The 22,012-nt window shown below is 56.4% G+C and carries 17 protein-coding genes and 1 tRNA gene; 11 read left to right on the forward strand and 7 right to left on the reverse strand.

Annotated features, from left to right (window positions below; all coding sequences use genetic code 11):
- Nucleotides 1-41 precede the first annotated feature (41 nt).
- The 5 genes from ltnD to RT657_RS09755 all read left to right on the forward strand — a co-directional run bounded on the left by ltnD (nt 42) and on the right by RT657_RS09755 (nt 5,115).
- Nucleotides 42-947, forward strand: coding sequence for an L-threonate dehydrogenase (gene ltnD, locus RT657_RS09735; protein ID WP_313654107.1), 906 nt, complete (start codon nt 42-44; stop codon nt 945-947).
- Entirely contained in the window at nt 947-2,209 is a 1,263-nt protein-coding gene (gene otnK / locus RT657_RS09740; protein WP_313654174.1) for a 3-oxo-tetronate kinase, read from the forward strand. The genes ltnD and otnK overlap by 1 nt, the downstream gene beginning before the upstream one ends.
- The gene (locus tag RT657_RS09745; protein ID WP_313654109.1) at nt 2,202-2,846 is read left to right on the forward strand and encodes an aldolase; all 645 of its coding nucleotides are present in this window, start codon (nt 2,202-2,204) and stop codon (nt 2,844-2,846) included. Before otnK ends, RT657_RS09745 begins: the two co-directional genes overlap by 8 nt.
- Nucleotides 2,846-3,631 carry an HPr family phosphocarrier protein gene (locus RT657_RS09750; protein ID WP_313654111.1) on the forward strand — a complete coding sequence of 262 codons (786 nt, stop codon included), beginning with the start codon at nt 2,846-2,848 and terminating at the stop codon, nt 3,629-3,631. Before RT657_RS09745 ends, RT657_RS09750 begins: the two co-directional genes overlap by 1 nt.
- 125 nt (nt 3,632-3,756) lie before the next feature.
- Nucleotides 3,757-5,115, forward strand: a complete 1,359-nt coding sequence (locus tag RT657_RS09755; RefSeq protein WP_313654113.1) for a GntP family transporter — start codon at nt 3,757-3,759, stop codon at nt 5,113-5,115.
- Nucleotides 5,116-5,181: 66 nt separating this feature from the next.
- Here RT657_RS09755 and sbcB read toward each other — a convergent pair whose 3' ends face one another.
- Nucleotides 5,182-6,609: an exodeoxyribonuclease I gene (sbcB, locus tag RT657_RS09760; protein ID WP_313654115.1), complete on the reverse strand. Its 1,428-nt coding sequence runs from the start codon at nt 6,607-6,609 to the stop codon at nt 5,182-5,184.
- Between the two features lie 539 nt (nt 6,610-7,148).
- A complete protein-coding gene (locus RT657_RS09765; RefSeq protein WP_313654116.1) occupies nt 7,149-8,249 on the reverse strand; it encodes an acyltransferase in 1,101 nt (366 codons plus the stop codon).
- 756 nt (nt 8,250-9,005) lie between these two features.
- Here RT657_RS09765 and dacD point away from each other — a divergent pair.
- The 3 genes from dacD (at nt 9,006) to tmaR (ending at nt 11,975) form a co-directional block, all read left to right on the forward strand.
- Entirely contained in the window at nt 9,006-10,169 is a 1,164-nt protein-coding gene (gene dacD, locus RT657_RS09770) for a serine-type D-Ala-D-Ala carboxypeptidase DacD (protein WP_313654175.1), read from the forward strand.
- Between the two features lie 260 nt (nt 10,170-10,429).
- Nucleotides 10,430-11,488, forward strand: a complete 1,059-nt coding sequence (locus tag RT657_RS09775; protein ID WP_313654117.1) for an FUSC family protein — start codon at nt 10,430-10,432, stop codon at nt 11,486-11,488.
- A gap of 160 nt (nt 11,489-11,648) precedes the next feature.
- On the forward strand, nt 11,649-11,975 hold the full coding sequence (tmaR, locus tag RT657_RS09780; protein WP_004571340.1) for a PTS system regulator TmaR: 327 nt from the start codon (nt 11,649-11,651) through the stop codon (nt 11,973-11,975).
- A gap of 101 nt (nt 11,976-12,076) precedes the next feature.
- On the opposite strand, the gene RT657_RS09785 is transcribed toward tmaR, so the two are convergent.
- The 3 genes from RT657_RS09785 to RT657_RS09795 form a co-directional block, all read right to left on the reverse strand.
- Nucleotides 12,077-13,138 carry a LacI family DNA-binding transcriptional regulator gene (locus tag RT657_RS09785; RefSeq protein WP_313654118.1) on the reverse strand — a complete coding sequence of 354 codons (1,062 nt, stop codon included), beginning with the start codon at nt 13,136-13,138 and terminating at the stop codon, nt 12,077-12,079.
- A 134-nt stretch (nt 13,139-13,272) separates the two neighbouring features.
- Nucleotides 13,273-14,187, reverse strand: a complete 915-nt coding sequence (locus RT657_RS09790; RefSeq protein ID WP_313654119.1) for a ketopantoate reductase family protein — start codon at nt 14,185-14,187, stop codon at nt 13,273-13,275.
- Nucleotides 14,188-14,325: 138 nt separating this feature from the next.
- A complete protein-coding gene (locus tag RT657_RS09795; RefSeq protein ID WP_313654120.1) occupies nt 14,326-15,099 on the reverse strand; it encodes a PhnD/SsuA/transferrin family substrate-binding protein in 774 nt (257 codons plus the stop codon).
- A gap of 311 nt (nt 15,100-15,410) precedes the next feature.
- Between RT657_RS09795 and RT657_RS09800 the strand changes: the two genes are divergently transcribed.
- On the forward strand, nt 15,411-16,433 hold the full coding sequence (locus tag RT657_RS09800; protein WP_313654121.1) for an LLM class flavin-dependent oxidoreductase: 1,023 nt from the start codon (nt 15,411-15,413) through the stop codon (nt 16,431-16,433).
- A gap of 370 nt (nt 16,434-16,803) precedes the next feature.
- Nucleotides 16,804-19,023 (forward strand): catalase/peroxidase HPI, encoded by a 2,220-nt coding sequence (gene katG, locus RT657_RS09805; RefSeq protein ID WP_313654122.1) that lies wholly within the window; start codon nt 16,804-16,806, stop codon nt 19,021-19,023.
- Between the two features lie 587 nt (nt 19,024-19,610).
- Here katG and RT657_RS09810 read toward each other — a convergent pair.
- Nucleotides 19,611-19,686 (reverse strand) — tRNA-Asn (locus RT657_RS09810).
- Nucleotides 19,687-20,017: 331 nt separating this feature from the next.
- On the opposite strand from RT657_RS09810, the gene RT657_RS09815 reads away from it, so the two are divergent.
- Nucleotides 20,018-21,139, forward strand: coding sequence for a Gfo/Idh/MocA family oxidoreductase (locus tag RT657_RS09815; protein ID WP_313654123.1), 1,122 nt, complete (start codon nt 20,018-20,020; stop codon nt 21,137-21,139).
- A 42-nt stretch (nt 21,140-21,181) separates the two neighbouring features.
- On the opposite strand, the gene RT657_RS09820 is transcribed toward RT657_RS09815, so the two are convergent.
- On the reverse strand, nt 21,182-22,012 hold the full coding sequence (locus RT657_RS09820) for a glycosyltransferase family 8 protein (protein ID WP_313654124.1): 831 nt from the start codon (nt 22,010-22,012) through the stop codon (nt 21,182-21,184).

The raw sequence follows: 22,012 nt of genomic DNA on the forward strand, positions 1-22,012 counted from the left end.
TAACAAACAAATAATCACTTAATTTAACAGTGGGGGCTGACATGCCAGCTGAAAATATCTGTGTTATCGGGTTGGGCTCTATGGGCATGGGGGCCGCTCAATCCTGTCTGCGTGCCGGGCTGAATACCTGGGGCGTGGATCTCAATCCCGCCGCGCTGGAGACCCTGCGTCAGGCCGGTGCGCGCGATGCGCAATCCTCGGCGTCCGCGTTTGCTGACCAGCTCGACGCCGTTTTGCTATTGGTGGTCAACGCGCAGCAGGTCAATGCGATCCTGTTCGGCGAGGATGGCCTGGCAGCAAAACTGCGTCCCGGCACGGTCGTCATGGTCTCCTCCACGCTCTCTGCCCGGGATGCGCAGCAGATCGAACAGCAGCTGGCGCACTTTCAGCTGTTGATGCTGGATGCACCGGTTTCGGGCGGCGCGGCCAAAGCGGCCAGCGGAGAGATGACGGTGATGGCCTCCGGCAGTGACGCCGCTTTCGCAAAACTTCAGCGCGTGCTGGATGCGGTGGCGGCCAGCGTCTACCGCGTCGGCAGTGAGATCGGCCTCGGCTCAACGGTGAAAATCATTCATCAGCTGCTGGCGGGTGTCCACATCGCCGTCGGCGCAGAAGCGATGGCGCTGGCCTCCCGCGCCGGTATCCCGCTGGAAACCATGTATGAGGTGGTAACCCATGCGGCGGGCAATTCGTGGATGTTCGAAAACCGTATGAAGCATGTCGTCGACGGCGACTACAGCCCGAAATCGGCCGTCGATATCTTCGTGAAAGATCTGAACCTGGTCGCCGATACCGCGAAGTCGCTGCACTTCCCGCTACCACTGGCCTCTGTCGCGCTCAACATGTTTACCGAAGCCAGCAACGCCGGTCATGGACGTGAAGATGACAGCGCGGTCATTAAAATCTTCAGCGGCATCACCCTGCCGCAGGCCGGGGAGAAAAAGTGATGCGTCTTGGTGTGATAGCAGACGACTTTACCGGGGCGACCGATATCGCCAGTTTCCTGGTGCAGAACGGTCTCAGCACAATTCAGTTTAACGGCATCCCCGGCGGGGAAGTCGTCACAGAGGCACAGGCGATTGTGGTCAGCCTGAAGAGCCGCTCCTGTCCGCCGGAACAGGCTGTTGCGCAGTCGCTGGCCGCGCTGGCGTGGCTGCAGCAGCAGGGCTGCCAGCGTTTCTACTTTAAATACTGCTCGACCTTCGACAGCACCGCGCAGGGCAATATCGGTCCGGTGACCGACGCGCTGCTGGCGGCTCTGGGTGAGACGCAGACGGTGATCTGTCCGGCGCTGCCGGTGAACGGACGCACCGTCTATCAGGGCTATCTGTTCGTCGGCGACCAGCTGCTGTCGGAGTCGGGTATGCGGCACCATCCGGTAACGCCGATGCATGACAGCAACCTGCTGCGCGTGATGAACGCGCAGGCCAGCGGCAATGCGGGCCTGATCGCAGCGGCGCAGGTCGAACAGGGTGCCGCCGCGGTTCGTGAGGCGCTGGATCGGCTCGCGGAGCAGGGCGTCAATTACGTGGTTACGGACGCGCTGCATCAGAATCACCTGCTGACGCTGGGCGAGGCCGTGCGGGATCTGCGGCTGGTGACCGGCGGTTCAGGACTGGCGATCGGTCTGGCGCGGCAATGGGCGGGCGCACAAACGGATGCCGGTGCTGAACAGGCGGGGCGTCCGCAGGGCGCGCGCGCCGTGGTGCTGTCCGGCTCCTGCTCTCAGATGACCAACCGCCAGGTCGCCGCTTATCGCCAGCTGGCGCCGGCCCGCGAAGTGGAGATTGCGCCCTGCCTTGAGGATGCAGAGGGCTATGCCCGGCAGCTGTGCGACTGGGTGGAGACTAACCATCATCAGACGCTGGCGCCGCTGCTGTTTGCCACCGCGGATGCGCAGCAGTTGCAGGCGATTCAGCAACGCTACGGCGCCGCGCGCAGCAGCGAGGCTATTGAACAGCTGTTCGCCGCCGTCACCCGTGAGCTGAAACGGCGCGGCTGGCAACGTTTTATCGTGGCGGGCGGTGAAACCTCTGGCGTGGTGGCGCAGAGTCTGGGTGTGACGGCCTTTCACATCGGGCCAACGATCTCGCCCGGCGTACCCTGGGTTCGCGACATTCATCAGCCGCTTTCACTGGCGCTGAAATCGGGCAATTTTGGCGACGAAGATTTCTTCCGCCGGGCGCAAACGGAGTTTACTTATGTCTGAATCAATCTCTTCCGCTGAGCAGCGGGCGCGCGACGAGATGGTGCGTCTGGGTGCATCTTTCTTTCAGCGCGGCTACGCCACCGGCTCGGCGGGCAATCTGTCGATGTTGCTGGAGGATGGCAATCTGCTGGCGACGCCGACCGGCTCCTGTCTGGGAGAACTGCAGGGCGACCGCCTGTCGAAGGTGACGCCCCAGGGGGAGTGGCTGTCCGGTGATAAGCCCTCCAAGGAGATCGCGTTTCACCGCGCGCTCTATCTGAACAATCCCGACTGCCGGGCGGTAGTGCATCTGCACAGCCACTACCTGACGGCGCTCTCCTGCCTGGAGGGTCTGGACACCACAAACTGCATTCGTCCCTTTACCCCCTATGTCGTCATGCGGGTCGGTGACGTGCCTGTGGTGCCTTACTACAAGCCGGGCGATGAACGACTGGCTGAGGATCTGGCCGCGCTGGCGCCGCACTACCGTGCTTTCCTGCTGGCGAACCATGGCCCGGTCGTCGTGGGAAAATCCCTGCGCGAAGCGGCCGACAATACGGAAGAGCTGGAAGAGACGGCCCGTCTGATATTCACCCTGGGCGATCGTCCGATCCGTTATCTCAACGAAGCCGAAGTGGCTGAGTTAAGGAGCCGATAATGCCAAAGTTTGCTGCCAATCTCTCAACACTGTTCACCGAACTGCCTTTTGCTGAACGCTTCGCGGCGGCGGCGGAAGCCGGTTTTACGGCGGTCGAGTTCTTGTTTCCTTACGACTATCCCGCCACGCAGATCAAAGCGTGGCTGGATGAGAACCAGCTGCAACTGGTGCTGTTTAATACCGCACCCGGTAATGTCGCGGCGGGAGAGTGGGGCGTATCGGCCATCCCTGGCCGGGAAGCGGAAGCCAGGGCGGATATCGATCGCGCCCTGAGCTACGCGCTGGCGCTGAACTGCCCGCAGGTGCACATCATGGCGGCGACGGTACCGCCCGGTGCCGACCGTCAGCGTTACGTTGACACCTTTATCGCCAACATGCGCTATGCAGCGGAACGCTTTGCGCCGCACGACATTCATCTGCTGATCGAGGCGCTTAATCCTGTCACCAAACCTGGCTATCTCTACGCCAGCCAGTATCAGACGCTGGAAATGGTCGATCAGATCGATCGGCCCAACGTATTCATCCAGCTTGACCTGTTTCACGCACAGCGGGTAGATGGCAACCTCAGCCATCTGATCCGCCACTATGCCGGACGCTATCGCCACGTGCAGATCGCCTCGGCTCCGGATCGCCATGAGCCGGATGAGGGAGAAGTTAACTATCCCTGGCTCTTTGCGCTGCTGGATGAAGTCGGCTACGACGGCTGGGTGGGCTGCGAATATTTTCCGCGCACCACTACCACGGCGGGCCTGGGCTGGTTCGCCCCCTGGCGCACACGCCACTGAACACCCGCAGCGACGCATCCCGTTTGTCCGTCAGACAGGGTGAATCGCTGCAGCTTAATGACACCAGTGCTGAATCAACAAAAAACATAACTTACTGAAAATTATAATTAATCAGAGGTCTTCCGATGTCCACTACGCTGCTGTTATCCATCGCGCTGGTCAGCGTGATTCTGCTGTTGTTGCTGGTGATCAAAGCCAAAGTTCATCCCTTTATTGCTCTGCTGATTGCCAGCCTGTTTGTCGCCATTACCACCGGTATCCCGGCCGAAAACATCATGAAGGTGATACTGGGCGGGATGGGGAGCCTGCTCGGCAGTATTGCCGCCATTATCGTGCTGGGCGCAATCCTCGGCGCTATCATAGAGACGTCGGGCGGTGCGGACCGGCTGGCGAACCGCTTTGCTCAGCTCTGCGGGCCACAGCGCATGGTCGCTGCGCTGACGACCGTCGCCTTTATCTTAGGGCTGCCGGTATTTTTTGACGTCGGATTTATCATCGTGGTGCCGCTGATTTACGGTTTTACCAAGGTGATGCGCGTCTCGCCGCTGAAATTCGGTTTACCGATGGCGGGGATGATGCTGATGGTGCATGTGACGGTGCCTACCCATCCGGGGCCGGCAGCGGCGGCGGGCCTGCTGAATGCGGACCTTGGCTGGCTGATGATGACCGGTATCGCCCTGTCGATTCCCACGGGCATTGTCGGTTACTTCGTGGCTAAAGCGTTAAACCGCAAAAAATATCACCTCTCCGTTCAGGTGCTGGAACAGCTGCAGCTGACGGAACCCTCTGCTCAGACGCCGTCGGGCAGCCACAAAGAGGCGCCGGGTGCGCTGCTGATTTCGGGCTTAATCGTTCTGCCGATCCTGCTGATTATGCTCGGGACTTTACTGCCACCGCATCTTACGCCAGGCAGCCTGCCGCTGCAGATCCTGACGCTTGTCGGGTCGCCGGCGGTTGCGCTGTTGATTACGCTGGCGCTTGCCGCCTGGCTGCTGGGACTGCGGCGCGGCTGGACGACAGAGAAGCTGGAGACGCTGTCGAACAACGCCATCTCTTCCGCGGCCGGTGTGATTTTAGTGTCAGGCGCCGGTGGCGCATTTGGCAAGGTACTGGTGGAGTCGGGCGTGGGTAAAGCGCTGGCCGGTTCCCTGCAGACCATTCATCTGCCACTCATTCCGGCAGCGTTTATTCTCTCTCTGGCGCTGCGCGCCTCGCAGGGCTCGGCAACGGTGGCGATTGTGACAACCTGTGGACTGCTGAGTACGGCTGTGACGGGGCTGGGGGACATGCAACTGGTACTGGTTGCGCTCTCAGCCTGCTTTGGTGCGCTGGGGCTGTCTCACGTCAATGACTCCGGCTTCTGGGTTGTTACCCGTTATCTTGGACTGTCGGTCGCTGACGGGCTGCGTAGCTGGACGGTACTGACGACATTGATGGGATTAAGTGGTTTTGCGCTGACCTGGCTGGTATGGACGCTGCTGTAATTTACGCTGTTTCAACAGAAGAGAGTCTGACCCGGCACAGGTGGCCGGGTCGATGCATGGGGAGCGTCAGGAAACCAGCTCCTGAGCATAAAGATAGAGGGCTTTTAGCTGTCCCATCTTTTCGGTATCTGCCTCATGCAGGTTAGCCAGAGCCTCCAGCTCCTGTAAAAAGGCCTGTACGCGATCGCCGTTAAGCACTTCGCGGCGGTGCGCTAACCAGCGCTGCTGTTCGGCATCATCCAGCGTGCCGGGGAAATTACGTGCGCGATAGCGGAACAGTAGCTTCGCCACCCGTGCGCTCTCAAAGCTCAGGTCCAGCGCAGGCAGGTTAGCCGGGGCGGTCTGCCGGATGATGTTCATCCCGGCACGGTCGGCATCACTGAAGAAACCATCATAAAGCTGCGTGTCCACGTCGTCTGACGGCGTGAAAGGTTCAGCCTCGGCAAACAGCGTCACCAGTTTTTCCCGTACCTCGGGCTGCTGACGCAGCAGGGCCAGATTATCCAGACAGTGCTGACGATCGATATTCAACCGGGCCGCATCCTCCGGCCGCAGTGTGCTGGCAGGGGCCAGCACCGGACACTTATTGATATGCACCAGTTTCACCGGCACCGCAGGCAGATCGCCCAGGTCATTTTTCGGCGTGTAAAGACGTTCGCGCAGCGTGTCGGCATCCAGTTGCAGCAGCGGCGACATGTCACCCGCCAGATCAACCACGATCAGCGCATTGCGGTTATCAGGATGCCAGGCCAGCGGCACAATCCAGCTGGTATTGCCGCGCGCGGCGCCGAACATGCCGGAGACGTGAACCAGCGGCTTCATCTGCGGAATATCGATCAGGTTCATCAGCTTGTTTTTGTTCCGATGGGTAAACAAAAACGAAAACAGCTTTGGCTGCTTCTCTTTGACCAGCTTCGCCATCGCCAGCGTGGCATAGACATCGGACATCGCATCATGCGCATTTTCATGCGCCACACCGTTGGCTTTGGTCAGATGTTCCAGCCGGAAACTGGGAAAGCCCTCTTCATTTTCTGGCCAGTTAATGCCTTCCGGGCGCAGTGCGTAGCAGGCCCGCATGACGTCGAGCAGGTCCCAGCGCGAGTTGCCGTTTTGCCAGCTCCAGCCATAGGGATCGAAGAAGTTGCGATAGAAAATATTGCGCGTCACTTCGTCATCGAAACGCACATTGTTATAGCCCACCACACAGGTCTGCTCCGTGGTGAACAGCGTGTGGATACGCTCAGCAAACTCGGCTTCATTGACGCCGCGACTCATCGCTATCTGTGGCGTGATGCCCGTAATCATGACCGCTTCGGGCTGGGGCAGATAGTCATCAGGCGGACGGCAGTAGAACACCTCCGGTTCGCCGACCGGATTGAACTCGCTGTCGGTGCGCAGGCCAGCAAACTGAGCAGGGCGGTCACGTGAAGGACTGGTGCCAAAGGTTTCATAATCGTGGAAGAGGAAAGTAGGCTGTACGCGGTCGTTATTCAAATTTCATATCCGTTTATTGCGTTCACTGACTTAATGAACAGAGTGCGATAGAACGGCTCACTGTTCGTTCTGTATCGGGTTACGCGCCGCAGGGTGAACGCATCATTATCTGACCTGACGGAAAATTCTGTTGGATAGTGCCAGTATAGCGGCCCGAACGGCGTCTGAGGCTACCTCTATGGTAAACCATAATTCGATGTGGCTGAAGTTCAGGCCAGGGTGATTTTCACAGGTTAGCTGCTGCGTGACAGCACCAGCGTATCCGGATGCACTTATCTGATAGGAACATGCACTCAGATATCCAGAGTAGCCAATTTTCATCAGGTAGATAAGCAAAAACGTTGAATTCCCCCGAAGGATTACTATGTGAAAAAATGCAGATATAGCCGGTGTTTTTAAAACTGAATTAATGCGTACGCGCTGCAACGGTTATAATTTCTTCAGATTTTCGGGTGTGGATGAGAACCTGTAGTTAAACAGGCTCTCCGAATTGATGAGGGAACGTATAATTTGCAGTTTAAAAATGGCTTAACTAAATATTATATCTTCTTCACCAGGAAATTTTTTTCGAAAAAATGCCATGAAAGAGCGGATAAGGCTAACGTAAAGAAAACGGTGACTGTCATCGACTGAAGGGGATGCAACCAGGGTAGCTTTTCTTTTACTGACAGTAATACAGGATAGTGCCATAAATAGATGCCGTATGAGATTGTTCCACCATAATAAAAAGGCGTCAGAATTACCCTGATGCTTTTTTTGACTTTTAATGAGCAGAGAAAAACAATCAAGACACCGAAAGTGATTGCGATGCATGTCCTGAAAAAAAGAACCATTAACGGATGAGGCCAGAAAGAGGAATAATTAAGGTATGTGGTGAGTAAGAAATAGAGCATGATTGAAAAAGAAAAAAATAAAATAGCAGGCGTGAATTTATAGGAAAAAACATTGACTGCGTGCCGGGATCGGACAAATCGCGCAATAAGGTATCCCACCAAAAATTCGTCAAGCATACCTGGCAATTGCGTGGCCCAAACAAACGTATGGAAAAAATTACTGAATACGCCTGCATTGCTGCAATAGATAATCATGAGGCGCCAGCAATAAGTTATCAACAGGGCTGCGATTATAACTTTGTAAACATTGCCATTTCTCAGGCAGGCGGCTAATAATGCGATAAGAATATAAAACTGCATTTCAGCACCCAGTGACCAGTTGACACCATTGATATCACCGTGAGTGAAATATGAAAAATTGTGTACAAATAAAAGATGGGATAGCAGATTTACGGTAAAGTGATTGTATATCAGGGAAGGTGATAAAAAAATAATGAATATCAGAATGGTAAGATAGTGCAGAGGGATTATTCTGCAAAGTCTTTTTTTCATAAAAGCACGACGGAACCCCTTCACACCGTTTCTGTCAATCTGTGAAAATGCAGCCAGTGAAATAACAAATCCAGAGATGACAAAAAATATATCTACACCAATCCACCCCATTCGAAACCAGAATGTCCCATAATCAGTTGGAAACGTTGTCCAGGAGAAATGCTCTATGCAGTGATACACTACGACCGACATAGCGGCGAAAAACCTTAATATATCAATTGAAGGAAAGTGATACTTAACCTGAGAGTCGGCCATGTCAGCAGATGTCCATAATTAATTTTTCACAATAAATAGATTTCAATTCTAACATGCATTGTGAATGAAGTGTTAATTTTATGTTATTTTTTGATTTAAATAGGATTTTCGCCATGCGATAATTTTTTTTGACAGCGATGAAAAAGGCCGAAGCAGACTTTTTGATGAAAAACTTTATGGTTCATTAACTTCAGTGCCTGGCTCTTTATGTTTTTTTCCAGTAAATTGCTGGCTTACCCCCTGTCAGGGGGGAGTAGTTTTTACAATTTATTTAAAGCAGAAGTAATGAGCAGTAACTGCGGATTTCATTACATGAAACATTAAGGGCTGCTTACTCCCTGACTCTTTCTCTTGGATTTTTAGTGTGCTCTTTTTTTGGTGTTTTCACGGTTGACATCTGGCTGAAGTTTTATCTTTCAGCAGACTGTTTTTTTGATGTGTAAAACGACAATGCGATATTATCTGAATACGGTCATCCTGACATTTTTCATGCAAGGCATCATTTTTGTGAAAGAGTTATTATCTTATGGTGCGGGTGTGTGAGTGAATATTTCTTAATAGCATTTTTATCTGAACCAGGCGAGTGGCATTACTTCACTCGGGCTGGACTGAAGTTGAAACGTGCATAAAACCACACCTCTTCTATTCATACTTTTTTTCAATTTAATCAAACCTTCACAACGCTTTTGCCGTAAAACGTGCGGCTGTTTCCGTTTCGTTTTAGAAATGTTCTCCCGTGTAATTAAGGATGAAGTGTTGAAAAGGCGCCTGCTGTTCACCGTTACCGCTACTGTTTTCTGGGCCTCGCTGGCACAAGCTGAGGCGATTCCCTTTCCTGTTACGCCTCCGGCGATTGATGCAGCGTCCTGGGTTCTGATGGATGCCACGACCGGCCAGGTTCTGACCGCAGGTAATCCCGACGAACGCCGTAATCCCGCCAGCCTGACCAAACTGATGACCGGCTATGTGGTGGATCGCGCGATCGATCAGAAGAAAATCAGCCGCGATGACATGGTCACCGTCGGGAAAGATGCCTGGGCGGCGGGCAACCCGGTGTTCAAAGGTTCCTCGCTGATGTTCCTGAAGCCAGGCGACAAGCTAAGCGTCCGGGATTTAAGCCGCGGCGTCATCATCGATTCCGGTAACGACGCCTGTGTTGCGCTGGCTGACTATGTCGCGGGCAGTGAAGCCAGCTTTGTCGGCATGATGAACCACTATGTCGAAAAACTTGGCCTGCAGAACACCCATTTTGAAACGGTTCATGGTCTGGATGCGCCAGGCCAGTACTCCAGCGCGCTTGATATGGCGAAACTGTCACGCGCCATCATTGATGGCGAGCCTGACTTTTACGCTATGTATAGCGAAAAGACGCTGACCTGGAATGGGATTACCCAGAACAACCGCAATGGCCTGTTGTGGGACAATAATCTGCATGTGGATGGACTGAAGACCGGTCATACCGAAACTGCGGGCTTTAATATCATCGCCTCAAACGTGGTAGGCAAGCATCGCCTGATTGCCGTGGTGATGGGCGGAAAAAGTGCGAAAGGGCGTGAAGAGCAGGCGCGTAAGCTGCTGGTCTGGGGGCAAAACACCTTTGACACCGTCCAGCTGTTCCATGCCGGTAAGAAGATTGGCAGTGAAAACGTCTGGTACGGCAATCCGCATCAGGTCGACGTGGGCACGGCAGAGGATGTCTTCCTCTCTCTGCCGCGCAGCGATGTACAGAGTGTGAAAGCGAAATATGTCATCAACCGCAAAGACCTGGAAGCGCCGCTGAAGGCCAATGAGGTCATCGGTGAAATTCAGGTGATGGATAAAGATCAGGAGATTGCGCACTATCCGCTGGTGGCGCTGAGTGCGGTTGAACCGGCAGGTGTGCTGACCCGTCTGACAGACTATCTGAAGCAGAAATTCTGATTAGCCGACTTCCGGTTCACGAACGGGCAGCCAGCAGGCTGCCCGTTTTGTCAGCGTGGCGCCCCGAGTCGGCTGCGGACGGGCGGCAGACGTTAAAAAGCCGTGTGGCATTGTTTTAATCTGCTGACAGGGATGTGAGGAGAATGTTGATAATTGTAAGGGAACGTCAAAACGAATCTGAAACGGCCTGGCGGGGCTGAGTCTGCGGCTGATTCAGGGTTAAGATAGCCGCATCGTTATCCCGCAACCGGAAAGTCACTTTGCGTTCTGACAAGCCTATCTCAACACTGGAGTTCTGGTTTTATCGCCACTACCGCTCCGTCCACGGCATCCGTATTGCCATCGCCTTTATACTCTGCTTTATCTTTGTCCGCGCGACAGGGATTCCGGAAGGCACCTGGCCGCTGATTACGCTGGTGGTGGTGATGGGACCGATCTCGACCTGGGGTAATGTTTTTCCGCGGGCGCTGCAGCGCATCAGCGGCACCGTGGCGGGCTCCATCTCCGGCCTGATCGCCCTGAAGCTGGAGCTGATCTCCATGCCGGTTATGCTGGCCTGGTGCGGCCTTATCATGGTGATCAGCGGCTACCTCACGCTGGGCAAACACCCCTATATGGCGCTGTTAATCGGCATCACGCTGAGCGTGGTGGTGGGGGCACCGACCGGCGATTTCACCGTCGCTCTGTGGCGCGGCGGCGATGTGATTCTGGGGTCGCTGATGGCGCTGCTGTTTACCGCTATCTGGGCGCAGCGCGCCTATACCCACTGGCGCATTCAGCTTTCAGATACGCTGGCGGCCATGGCGAAAATCTATCACGCCGGTTTTTCGCCCAACCTGGTGGAAAAGCCGCGTCTCAACAAGCCGCTGGGCAAGCTGCTGAGCAGCGTCATCAAAATGCGGGCACTGCTGGAGCCCGCCAGCAAAGAGACGCGCATCCCCAAGTCGGTGCTTGAAGCGATTCAGACCATAAACCGTAATATGGTTTACACCATTGAGATGCAGATTAATGCCTGGTGGGCTTCGCGTGAGAGCCATCTGATCATGCTTAACGCGCCCGCGCTGCGCCGTATGCAGCAGACCACAGAGAACACGCTGCGGGCGCTGTCGGTGATGGCGATTGAGGGCATTACGGATGAGGGAGGGGCGAACAGCCATGAACTCACCGAAATCAGCGCTGAACTGCGGCGGCTGATCGCCGATGCGCGCAACGACGGACTGGAGGAGACGCCCATCTACGGTTACGTCTGGCTGACGCTGGAACTGGCGAAACAGCTGGAGCGGATGACCGATCTGATGCGGATGGCGCTGCGCAAATAATCACCTCAGACAATGACTTAATGTGAAACCGGGTTTCTTTGCGCTAAGATAAGAGCCAGTCTGAATTTAGCTGTGAAAATTGCTTACCTGGCGGGCTAGCCGCTAAGCTGATCGTTTTGACTCTCTCCCTGCGTCAGCAGGCTCAAAGAAAGGTGCCATCATGGAAAATGCCAAGCAATCATTTCAGGACGTACTGGAGTTCGTACGTATGTTCCGCCGCAAAAACAAGCTGCAGCGTGAAATTGTCGACAACGAGAAAAAAATCCGCGACAACCAGAAGCGCGTCCTGCTGCTGGACAACCTGAGCGAGTATATCAAACCGGGCATGAGCGTTGAGGCCATTCAGGAAATCATCGCCAGCATGCGTGTTGACTATGAAGATCGCGTGGATGAGTACATCATTAAAAACGCCGACCTGTCGAAGGAGCGCCGCGAGCTGTCGAAAAAAATCAAAGCGATGGGCGTGGGTGAACATCCGAAAGCCTGAGGAGAGATCGCACGTTAGTGTGCGATCTGTCTGATGCGAACCCGCATCCACTCCGGTGATGCGGGTTTTTTATTGCCTGCGGCCGCGCAGATTCAGCAGGTTTACTCGCCTGCCAGCCTGCGGGCAATGCTCTGAAGCTGTTGCGACAGTACCGCTAAATCAGCCTGCTTATCGCCCGGCGGAGCCGTGGTTTCGCGGATCACCAGGGTGGTTTCCAGCGCATCGTTTTCCGGCTCTCTGCCCTGCAGCCGGGCCAGCATCCGCTCAACGCTTTGTGCGCCCAGCGCATGCAGGTCCTGTCGTACCGTAGTCAGCGGCGGCTGATACCAGGCGCTTTCGGCCGTATCGTCATAGCCAATCACCGAAATCTCGCCTGGTATCGCCACACCATACTGATGCAGCGCACGCATCGCACCCAGTGCCATCTGGTCGTTCGCCACCAGCAGCGCCTGCGGCAGGTTAGCGGGAAGCTGTGTCATCAGCGCCTGATAACCGGATCGGGCACTCCAGTCACCGCGCAGCGAACAGTAGGGCGTTAACTGATGTTCGGCCAGCGCCTGTCGCCAGGCGTTCTCACGCTGACGGGCCGACACCGACCGCTGTGGCCCGTTCAGCAGGCCAATCTGACGATGGCCCAGTGCCACCAGATGCTCAACGGCGGCTCGCGCACCTGATTCGTTTGGATACTGACACTGCGCCACGGTGGCCTGAGGTTCAACATCCAGAAACAGGACTGGCTTGCTGCCACAGAGCAGCTGGATCTGCTGCGCCGCCTCCGCCTCGAGTGGCAGATTAATCAGCAGCCCATCGACCCGCTGCGCCAGCAGTTCGTTCACGGTAGCGGCCGCATCGTTGCCGCTGTCCATCGCAATCACCAGATGATACCCCGCGCTGGCGGCGCGCTGCTGTATCGCCGAGGCGATTTGCGCCGGGGCCATCAGCGCCAGATCGCTGGTGGCCAGACCCAGAGTGCGCGTCGCCTTGCCCGCCAGCTGCTGCGCCACACGATTCGGCACGTAATTGAGTTGCTGCATCGCTGCCTCAACCTTTTCCCGCGTGCGCAGAGAGACCTGTTGCGATCGATTTAAAACACGTGAAACGGTCTGGTAGGAAACGCCAGCCAGTTGAGCGACATCATCGAGGGTCACAGAGCGGGAAGTCATTGAACTCTCCAAAAAATTGAGCGATGAGTGTAGCAAATTTTCCCGCTGCGCTGCTGCTGTAAGCCACAGTTTCACCGCCACGCGGGCCGGACGCACTGTGGCATCCGGTCAGCACAGGTACCCGGCCCGGGAGGTTATCGCTGCTGCAGATAGACCTGCAGATTGACATCCACGGCATTCAGCAGCGGCGTGACGAGGCTGTGACGTTTTGCCCGCAGCAGCAGGTCGCCAATCACCTGATCGGCCTCAATATCATAGCCCTGGGTGAGATCGCGGTACATAGAGGAAGTCATCGGCGTCGCCGGGTTATTTAACATTTCAAAAATGCGGGCGGTCGCTGCCGGACGCGGCTGATAGCCTTCGGCGGTGATGACGCTCAGGATCTCGGCGAAAACCGCCTGCAACAGGGCTTCGCCTCCGCGCGAGGTAAGGATCTGTCGGGTGTCCCCGCGCGCCAGGCAGCAGACCGCGCCGAGCGTACTGAGCAGCAGCCACTTCTCCCACAGCTCATCCATAATGTTATCGCTGAACCGGCTGTCGACACCGGCCTCACGCAGCGCCGCATCAACCCGCTGCAGTCGGATATCATTGTTGCCATCCAGCGCACCGTAATAGATCTGATGCAGCGGCGTCATCTGAATCACTTCGCCATTCTCACCCAGCGTAGCGTTGATTTTGCACAGGCCGCCGATCACCTTATCCTCGCCAAAACGTTGTTGCAGCGTGGCGATGTGCCGCATTCCGTTGAGAATCGGCATGATCAGCGTCTCCGGTCCGACCGCAGGCGCAATGTCATTCATGACCTGTTCAAGGCCAAAACTTTTTACCGTCACGATAATCAGATCATAATGGCCCGTCAGAGCAGGGGCCTGAACCAGTTGCGGCTGCAGCGTTTCTGTGCCCTGCGGCGTCTGTAAGACCAGACCGTGAGTCTGAAGCTGCTGATAACGCCGCTCGCGCACCAGAAACGTAACGTCCTGGCCCGCCTGCGCCAGTCGGCCACCAAAATATCCGCCGGTCGCGCCAGCACCTGCCATCAGAATACGCATTTCACTCTCCCTCTGCTGAAAACCTCTACCTTAAAACGCCGGGACCGGGCTTGCCAGTGCTAACCGTGTTAAGCGGCGAGGGACGAGCAGGGCAGGCGCAGGCAGAGGGAAGAACGACTGAGGAAACAATCAGGCAGATTACAGACGGGTCACGCCCCACCCTGCAGCCTGCTGTTCCCACGTCAGTACGCGCTGATAGTCGTGACGCTGCATTGGGCTGAATCCGCTAATCAGGCTGGCGTCGCAGACGTGCCGCCAGCGGGGATCGCTGACCAGCTGATGCAGGACTGCACACAACATCGCATGCTGAGTTGCAGAGGTCCGGGCGGACGTGATTAGCGGCAGCCCTGGTGCCGCGGGCGTTTCACCAATGATATGCAACCCGCGCAGTTCATCCGGCGCATAGCGCGCCAGCAGCGCCCAGCTCACGCAGTCGATAGCCGCGATATCTGCCCGTGCCTCACGCACTGCCGCCAGTGACTGACGATGACCGCCGCTCAGCAGAAGCCGCGAAAAGGTGATGCCATGCTGTGCCGCCATCCAGCGCAACGCATTGTAGCCCGAGTGAGAATCCAGACTGTTCGCTACCGCCCGCAGGCCGTGAAAATCGGTTAGCAGAGCCTGTGGGTCCCGCGCAACCAGCCAGCTGCGATAGTCACACCCGCTACAACCGGGTGCCTGATAGTGAAACGCGCCGACCAGCCGGACTGCAGGAAGCTGGCTCATCAGTGGATAACCACAGGTCTGGCTCAGCAGCAGGCGGTCATCCCGCCAGTGCGTCAGCAGATCGTCGGGCCAGACCGGTTGTGCCGCTGTGCCGTATTGTGCCAGCAGCTCAACCATCGCCTCCAGCAGGGACTGTGTGGCGGGCGGCGAAATCGCGTACATCGGAAACGCGAGCAGGTCACACATCACTCCTCTCCCATAGCAGAAATCGGCCTTGCGTCACCACCTCAGATCGTGACCCGTGCGCCATGACGATCGCGACCGGGCAGGTGAACGACGTTAGACGCCTGGCACGGGACAGGGATCTGAGGGTAGTGCAGATTCCGCAGCCGCACAGGAAAACAGGGCCTGACTTCCCTGCAGTGTCGCTATGTCGAAAATCCTGAATATGGCGCTGAAAGATATTGACTATCAGTGGCGGCGCAGAGGGCGTAACCTTGGCTTATCAGAAATTGCCTCTGTTTACGGGCATTTCAGGCCCGTCAGGAGAAACACAGATGAAAAATATTGGCTTCTTATCTTTTGGTCACTGGACGCCGTCGTCGCAGTCCGCCACGCGTACTGCGCAGGATGTGCTGCTGCAGTCGATCGACTTAGCGGTGGCCGCCGAAGAGCTGGGCGCAGAGGGTGCCTACTTCCGCGTTCACCATTTTGCCCGTCAGCTCAGCTCGCCGTTTCCGCTGCTGGCCGCGATTGCTGCACGCACGAAAAAGATTGAGATTGGCACCGGCGTCATCGATATGCGCTACGAGAATCCGCTTTATATGGTCGAGGATGCCAGCGCAGCAGACCTGATCTCCAATGGTCGTCTGCAGCTGGGCCTGAGCCGCGGTTCCCCTGAGCAGGTGATTGATGGCTGGCGCTATTTTGGCTTCGAACCGAAAGCGGGTGAGAGCGATGCGGATATGGGCCGTCGTCACACCGAAGAGTTTCTGGAGGTCCTGCGTGGTGAAGGCTTTGCTAAGCCGAATCCACAGCCAATGTTCCCGAATCCACCGGGATTGCTGCGCCCTGAGCCGCTATCTGAAGGTCTGCGCGACCGCATCTGGTGGGGCTCCGGCTCCAATGCTACTGCCATCTGGGCCGCAAAAATGGGGATGAACCTGCAAAGTTCTACCCTGAAAGATGATGAAACCGGCGAGCCATTCCATATCCAGCAGGCGAAGCAGATCCGCGCCTACCGTGAAGCCTGGAAAGCGGCGGGGCATACGCACACGCCGCGGGTGTCAGTCAGTCGCAGCATCTTTGCGCTGGTGAATGATATGGACCGTGCTTATTTTGGCCGCAGCGGTAACGATCGGGATTCCGTCGGCTTCCTTGATGAGAAAACCCGCGCCATCTTTGGCCGCAGTTACGCTGCAGAGCCGGAGGTGCTGATTAAGCAGCTGGCGCAGGATGAGGCGATTGCCGAAGCCGATACGCTGCTGCTTACCGTGCCGAACCAGCTTGGCGTCGCCTATAACACGCATGTGATCGAAGCGATTCTGAAGTATGTCGCACCGGAACTCGGCTGGCGTTAACTCTCTGCAGGCGCGTCCGCTTACCCGGATGCGCTTTTTTTCACCCCGTTTTTTGCTGCAACCCTTTCCCCTTTTTTCCCGCCCCCCTCCGCCAGTAGCCTCACTCCAGATGAGTGTGACAGCGCCAGCGAATTGTGACGCTGCGAAGCGATGCGGGTTGAGAAACCGTGGCGGTCAGAATAGTCTCAGGGGGCGCCTGCCGCTCCGCTCGCCTTCGCCAGTGGGGCGACAGAGGTTTTTTCATTGTTTTCAGCTTTTGAATGAGCTTCATAAAAAGGTAAAAGCTATCAAACAGATAGGGTGAGACAGGTGTGCGTTCCTGAAAATCCTCTATAGAGTAGCGATGAAAATACAAAAAAGAGGTGTGACCATGAGCAATTCCGTTGATGAAGATGCAAAAGATGCAAAGCCGATCTCTGAAGCCGATCGCGAAGCGCCCGAGAGCAAATGTCCCTTTCATTCGGGCAAGCCTGCGCAGTCCAATCAGGCACCGGGCGGTGGCACCACTAACCGCGACTGGTGGCCGAATCAGCTCCGTGTTGACCTGCTGAATCAGCATTCATCCCGTTCAAACCCGCTCGACGAAGCCTTTGATTACCGTAAAGAATTTGCAAAACTTGATTACGCTGCCCTGAAAGCTGACATCAAAGGGCTGCTGACCGAGTCACAGGCCTGGTGGCCCGCCGACTGGGGCAGCTATATCGGCCTGTTTATCCGCATGGCCTGGCACAGCGCCGGAACCTATCGCTCCGTTGACGGGCGCGGTGGTTCAGGTCGTGGTCAGCAGCGTTTTGCGCCGTTAAACTCCTGGCCGGACAACGTCAGTCTGGACAAAGCGCGTCGCCTGCTGTGGCCGATCAAGCAGAAATATGGTCAGAAGATCTCCTGGGCCGACCTCTACATTCTGGCGGGTAACGTCGCGCTGGAAAACTCAGGCTTTCGCACCTTCGGCTTTGGTGCCGGACGTGAAGATGTCTGGGAACCGGATATGGATGTTAACTGGGGCGAAGAAGCCGCCTGGCTGGAACATCGTCATCCGGAAGCCCTTGCTCAGTCGCCGCTGGGTGCTACCGAAATGGGTCTGATCTATGTCAATCCGGAAGGGCCGGAACACAGCGGCGATCCTGCTTCTGCTGCTCCGGCAATTCGCGCCACCTTTGGCAATATGGGCATGAACGATGAAGAGATCGTGGCACTGATTGCAGGCGGCCATACGCTGGGTAAAACCCACGGCGCGGCACCCGCCAGCCACGTTGGCGTCGATCCGGAAACGGCACCTATCGAAGCGCAGGGGCTGGGCTGGGTGAGCAGCCACGGCAGCGGTGTCGGTCCCGATGCCATCACATCCGGTCTGGAAGTGATCTGGTCGCAGACACCGACCCAGTGGAGCAACTACTTTTTCGAAAACCTGTTCAAATATGAGTGGGTTCAGACGCGCAGCCCGGCGGGGGCAATTCAGTTTGTCGCTGCGGATGCACCGGAAATCATTCCGGATGCCTTCGACAGCGCGAAGAAACACAAACCGACCATGCTGGTTACCGATCTGACACTGCGTTTTGATCCGGAGTTCGAAAAGATTTCGCGTCGTTTCCTCAACGATCCGCAGGCGTTTAACGAAGCCTTTGCCCGTGCGTGGTTCAAGCTGACTCACCGTGATATGGGGCCAAAAGCGCGCTACATCGGACCTGAAGTGCCGCAGGAAGATCTGATCTGGCAGGATCCTCTGCCTGCACCGGTTTATCATCCTACCGTTGCGGACATTGCACAGCTGAAAGAGAAGATTGCCGCAGCTGGTCTGAGCGTCAGCGAGCTGGTGTCTGTCGCCTGGGCGTCGGCTTCAACCTTCCGGGGTGGCGACAAGCGTGGCGGTGCCAATGGCGCACGGCTGGCCCTGCTGCCGCAGCGTGAGTGGGACGTCAATGCCGTCGCCGCGCGCGTGCTGCCGACGCTGGAAGCGATTCAGCGCGAAGCCAACAAAGCTTCTCTGGCGGATGTGATCGTGCTGGCGGGTGTGGTTGGTGTGGAACAGGCGGCGAAAGCGGCAGGCGTATCCATTGATGTGCCCTTTACCCCTGGCCGGGTGGATGCGCGTCAGGATCAGACCGATGTTGAGTCGTTTAATCTGCTGAAACCGCGTGCAGACGGTTTCCGTAACTACGGCACCGGCTTTGGCAAAACCACTACCGAAAGCCTGTTGATCGACAAGGCGCAGCAGCTGACGCTGACCGTGCCAGAGTTAACAGTGCTGGTGGGTGGCATGCGTGCGCTGGGCGCTAACTTTGATGGCAGCCAGCACGGTATTTTCACGCAGAATGTCGGTTCACTGAACACTGACTTTTTCGTGAATCTGCTGGATATGCGCACCGAGTGGAAAGCCGCCGATAGCCGCAATGAGGCGTTCATTGGCCGCGATCGCGTCAGTGGCGAAACCCGCTATACCGCCACCCGTGCCGATCTGGTGTTTGGTTCCAACGCGGTGTTACGCGCCTCAGCGGAAGTCTACGCCAGCAGCGACGCCCACGAAAAATTTGTCAGAGACTTCGTGGCTGCCTGGACCAAAGTGATGAATCTGGATCGTTTCGATCTCTGATTGTCCTGAAACCTGAACCAGTCTGAAATGCGACTGCACCCCAAACGCTGGCATGCCAGTTGAGTAAGGTGCAGTTTTTTTGCGTTCCTCTCTGTAAGCCTGCACGCTGTAATCAACAGGTGGAAGAGGCGCTGCAATCCTTCTATCCGTTCTGACATCATCCTTTGCATCCCGCTGAGCTGAAAACGCTGTTGTTATCGCCAGGCAGCGACGCCGGTATGCCCTTCGACAAGGGGCTGACCGTTAAACCTCACAACCGTCCGTTCTGTTCCTTTGAGGAGCGGCATGGGTAATGCAATCCGCACGCTGAAGTGAGCCTTTTCATCACCTACGGTGGAAACGTTGCCCGTGCAGCAGGCTTAACCGTACACCCGATGGCGCAGGTTGCAGATTAGTGTGCGTGATTCGCTGTGATCAGCCTGGGCCGCTGGACACGGACGCCAGCTAAGGGCGGGGGCAACTCCCTGAAACGTTCGTCAATGACGTGCTGGCCCGGCTGGAAGCCATGCTGTCCTGAAGAGCGGCGAGGAGGAAACGATAGCCAATAAAAAACCCGCTCAGGTTTCCCTGAGCGGGTTTCTTGAATCTGGCTCCTCTGACTGGACTCGAACCAGTGACATACGGATTAACAGTCCGCCGTTCTACCGACTGAACTACAGAGGAATCGTTGGAACGGGGCGCATAGTAACGGCCACGCCCGGCCATGTCAAAGCTCTTTTTCATAAATCCTGCTGACTGCTGAAATAGTCGCCACTTTGCTGTGTCAGATTCCGGAACCGCGCCTAAGCGGGATGACGAGGTCGCTGAAACCGGCGAAGAAACTGAGGTGTTTATGAGGGGTTCTGGCAGGGTACGGCGCTTGTCAGACGGCATAAGGCGTGATTTTAACCAATAGTTTTTTACTGCCGTCACAAACTGTTATTTCCGGCTTTGTCAGCCGCAAAACTGAAACGTAGATTTCATTTCATCCCTGAACTGAATTTCTGGAGTTGAAATGAACAAAGTCAGAATCGGCATGATCGGCAGCGGCTATATCGGACGTTGCCACGCCATTGCCTATGCGCAGGCGCCGACCGTGTTTGCGCTGAAAGGCGAAATCGTGCGGGAGATGCTCGCCGAGGTGAATCCTGAGCTGGCGGCCCGCCAGGCCGCTACCTTTGGCTTTGCACGCTCTACGGGCGACTGGCGCACGCTGGTCAGCGATCCCGCCATTGACGTGGTGGACATCTGCGCACCCAACTTTCTGCACAAAGAGATGGCGCTGGAAGCGATACGTCACGGCAAGCATGTCTATTCAGAGAAGCCACTCTCCCTGAGTGTGGCGGATGCGCAGGAGATGGTGGCGGCCGCGCAGGCCGCTGGCGTCAAAACCCTGGTCGGCTTTAACTACATGAAAAACCCGACCAGCCAGCTGGCGAAAGAGATTATTGCCGGTGGCGAGATCGGTGAGGTGGTGCATTTCTACGGTACCCATAATGAAGACTATCTCGCCAGCGCGGAAACGCCGCGTGACTGGCACTGCCAGAAAGCGCTGGCGGGACTCGGCGCGCTGGGCGATCTCGCCGCACATATCGTTAACATGGCGCACTATCTGGTGGGGGAGATTACGGAGGTGAGCGGCGATATGATGACGGTCATCACCTCGCGGCCAGACCCTAAAGCCCCCGAAAAGCGACTGCCGGTAGAAAATGAGGATCAGGCCAGCGCGCTGCTGCGGTTCAGCAACGGTGCGCACGGTGTAATTGAAACCTCACGTATCGCCTGTGGTGCAAAAATGGGCCTGACTTATGTCGTAACCGGCACCAAAGGCACGCTGCGCTATACCCAGGAGCGCATGGCCGAGCTGGAACTCTATCTGCATGATGAACCTGCGGGTCGGCAGGGATTCAAAACCCTGCTGACCGGCCCCGCCCACCCGGACTACGCCAGCTTCTGCGTCTCCGCCGGGCACGGTATTGGCTTTAACGACCAGAAAACCGTGGAGATTCGCGACCTGATCAACGGGATTGCGGCTGGCGATCGGATGTGGCCCGATTTTGCGGAGGGGTTACAGGTACAGAAGGTGCTGGAAGCGATTGCGCAGTCTGCGGAACAGCGCCGCTGGATGACGGTGTAATGGCGGGCAGGGCGGGAAACCAGTGCTTCCCGCCCGTGAACATCAGATCAGGCCGCTTTTTTCCCACCACAGCCTGTCGAGTGCATAAAAGCGGTCGCGCTCACTTTCGGGCTGGTTAAGATCGCGTTTCCACGGCTTGGCCAGAATATAGTGCAGGTTCTTCACCTGATTATCCTGCCAGAGGCCGCTGTGCTGGAACGGCAGGGTTTTTAGCGCGTTGTAGATATAAGAGAGCGGCTTCCAGCGTCCGGCAAAGACTTCGTTCAGCAGATCCTGCTCGGAGAAGGGATAGGCACTGAGATCGTCAATGGCGGCAATACGCTTTTCCAGCGCATCGAACACCGCGTTATCGGGCTCAAGCACCAGAAAACCGCCATTCAGATAGATGTCCAGTTCTGCAGGCGCGCTTTCACCCCGGGCCTGCCAGGTATAATGGCACTGCTCGGGCTGCCACTCTGGCGGATAAGAGGCGATTTTATTCGGGTTACAGCGGCAGGCGTGGCAGGCAGCCAGCGCATTCTCGCCGAGATCCAGGGTAAACAGCTCATCCATATTTTTCAGCACCAGCATATCGGCATCCAGAAACACCACACGCTGATAATCGGTAAGCTGCCAGGCACGCAGCTTGGTCCAGACTTCACCGAACTGCGCTGACGCGTAATGCTGAGCCAGATCGTCGCGTGGATAGATCGGCTCGACCGGCTTAATCATACAGCCCGCATCCCGCAGAATCTGACAGTCAGCCTCAGAAATCGCGGGCGTGGTCATGACCACCAGCGGCCACTCGCTCTGGCTCTGTTGCAGTGAACGGTGCAGCGCTTTGACGCCCACCAGATAGTCGGGTTGTGTTAACAGCGTTACCCAGGCAAACAT

Source organism: Pantoea sp. (assembly GCF_032114055.1).
Lineage (GTDB): Bacteria > Pseudomonadota > Gammaproteobacteria > Enterobacterales > Enterobacteriaceae > Pantoea.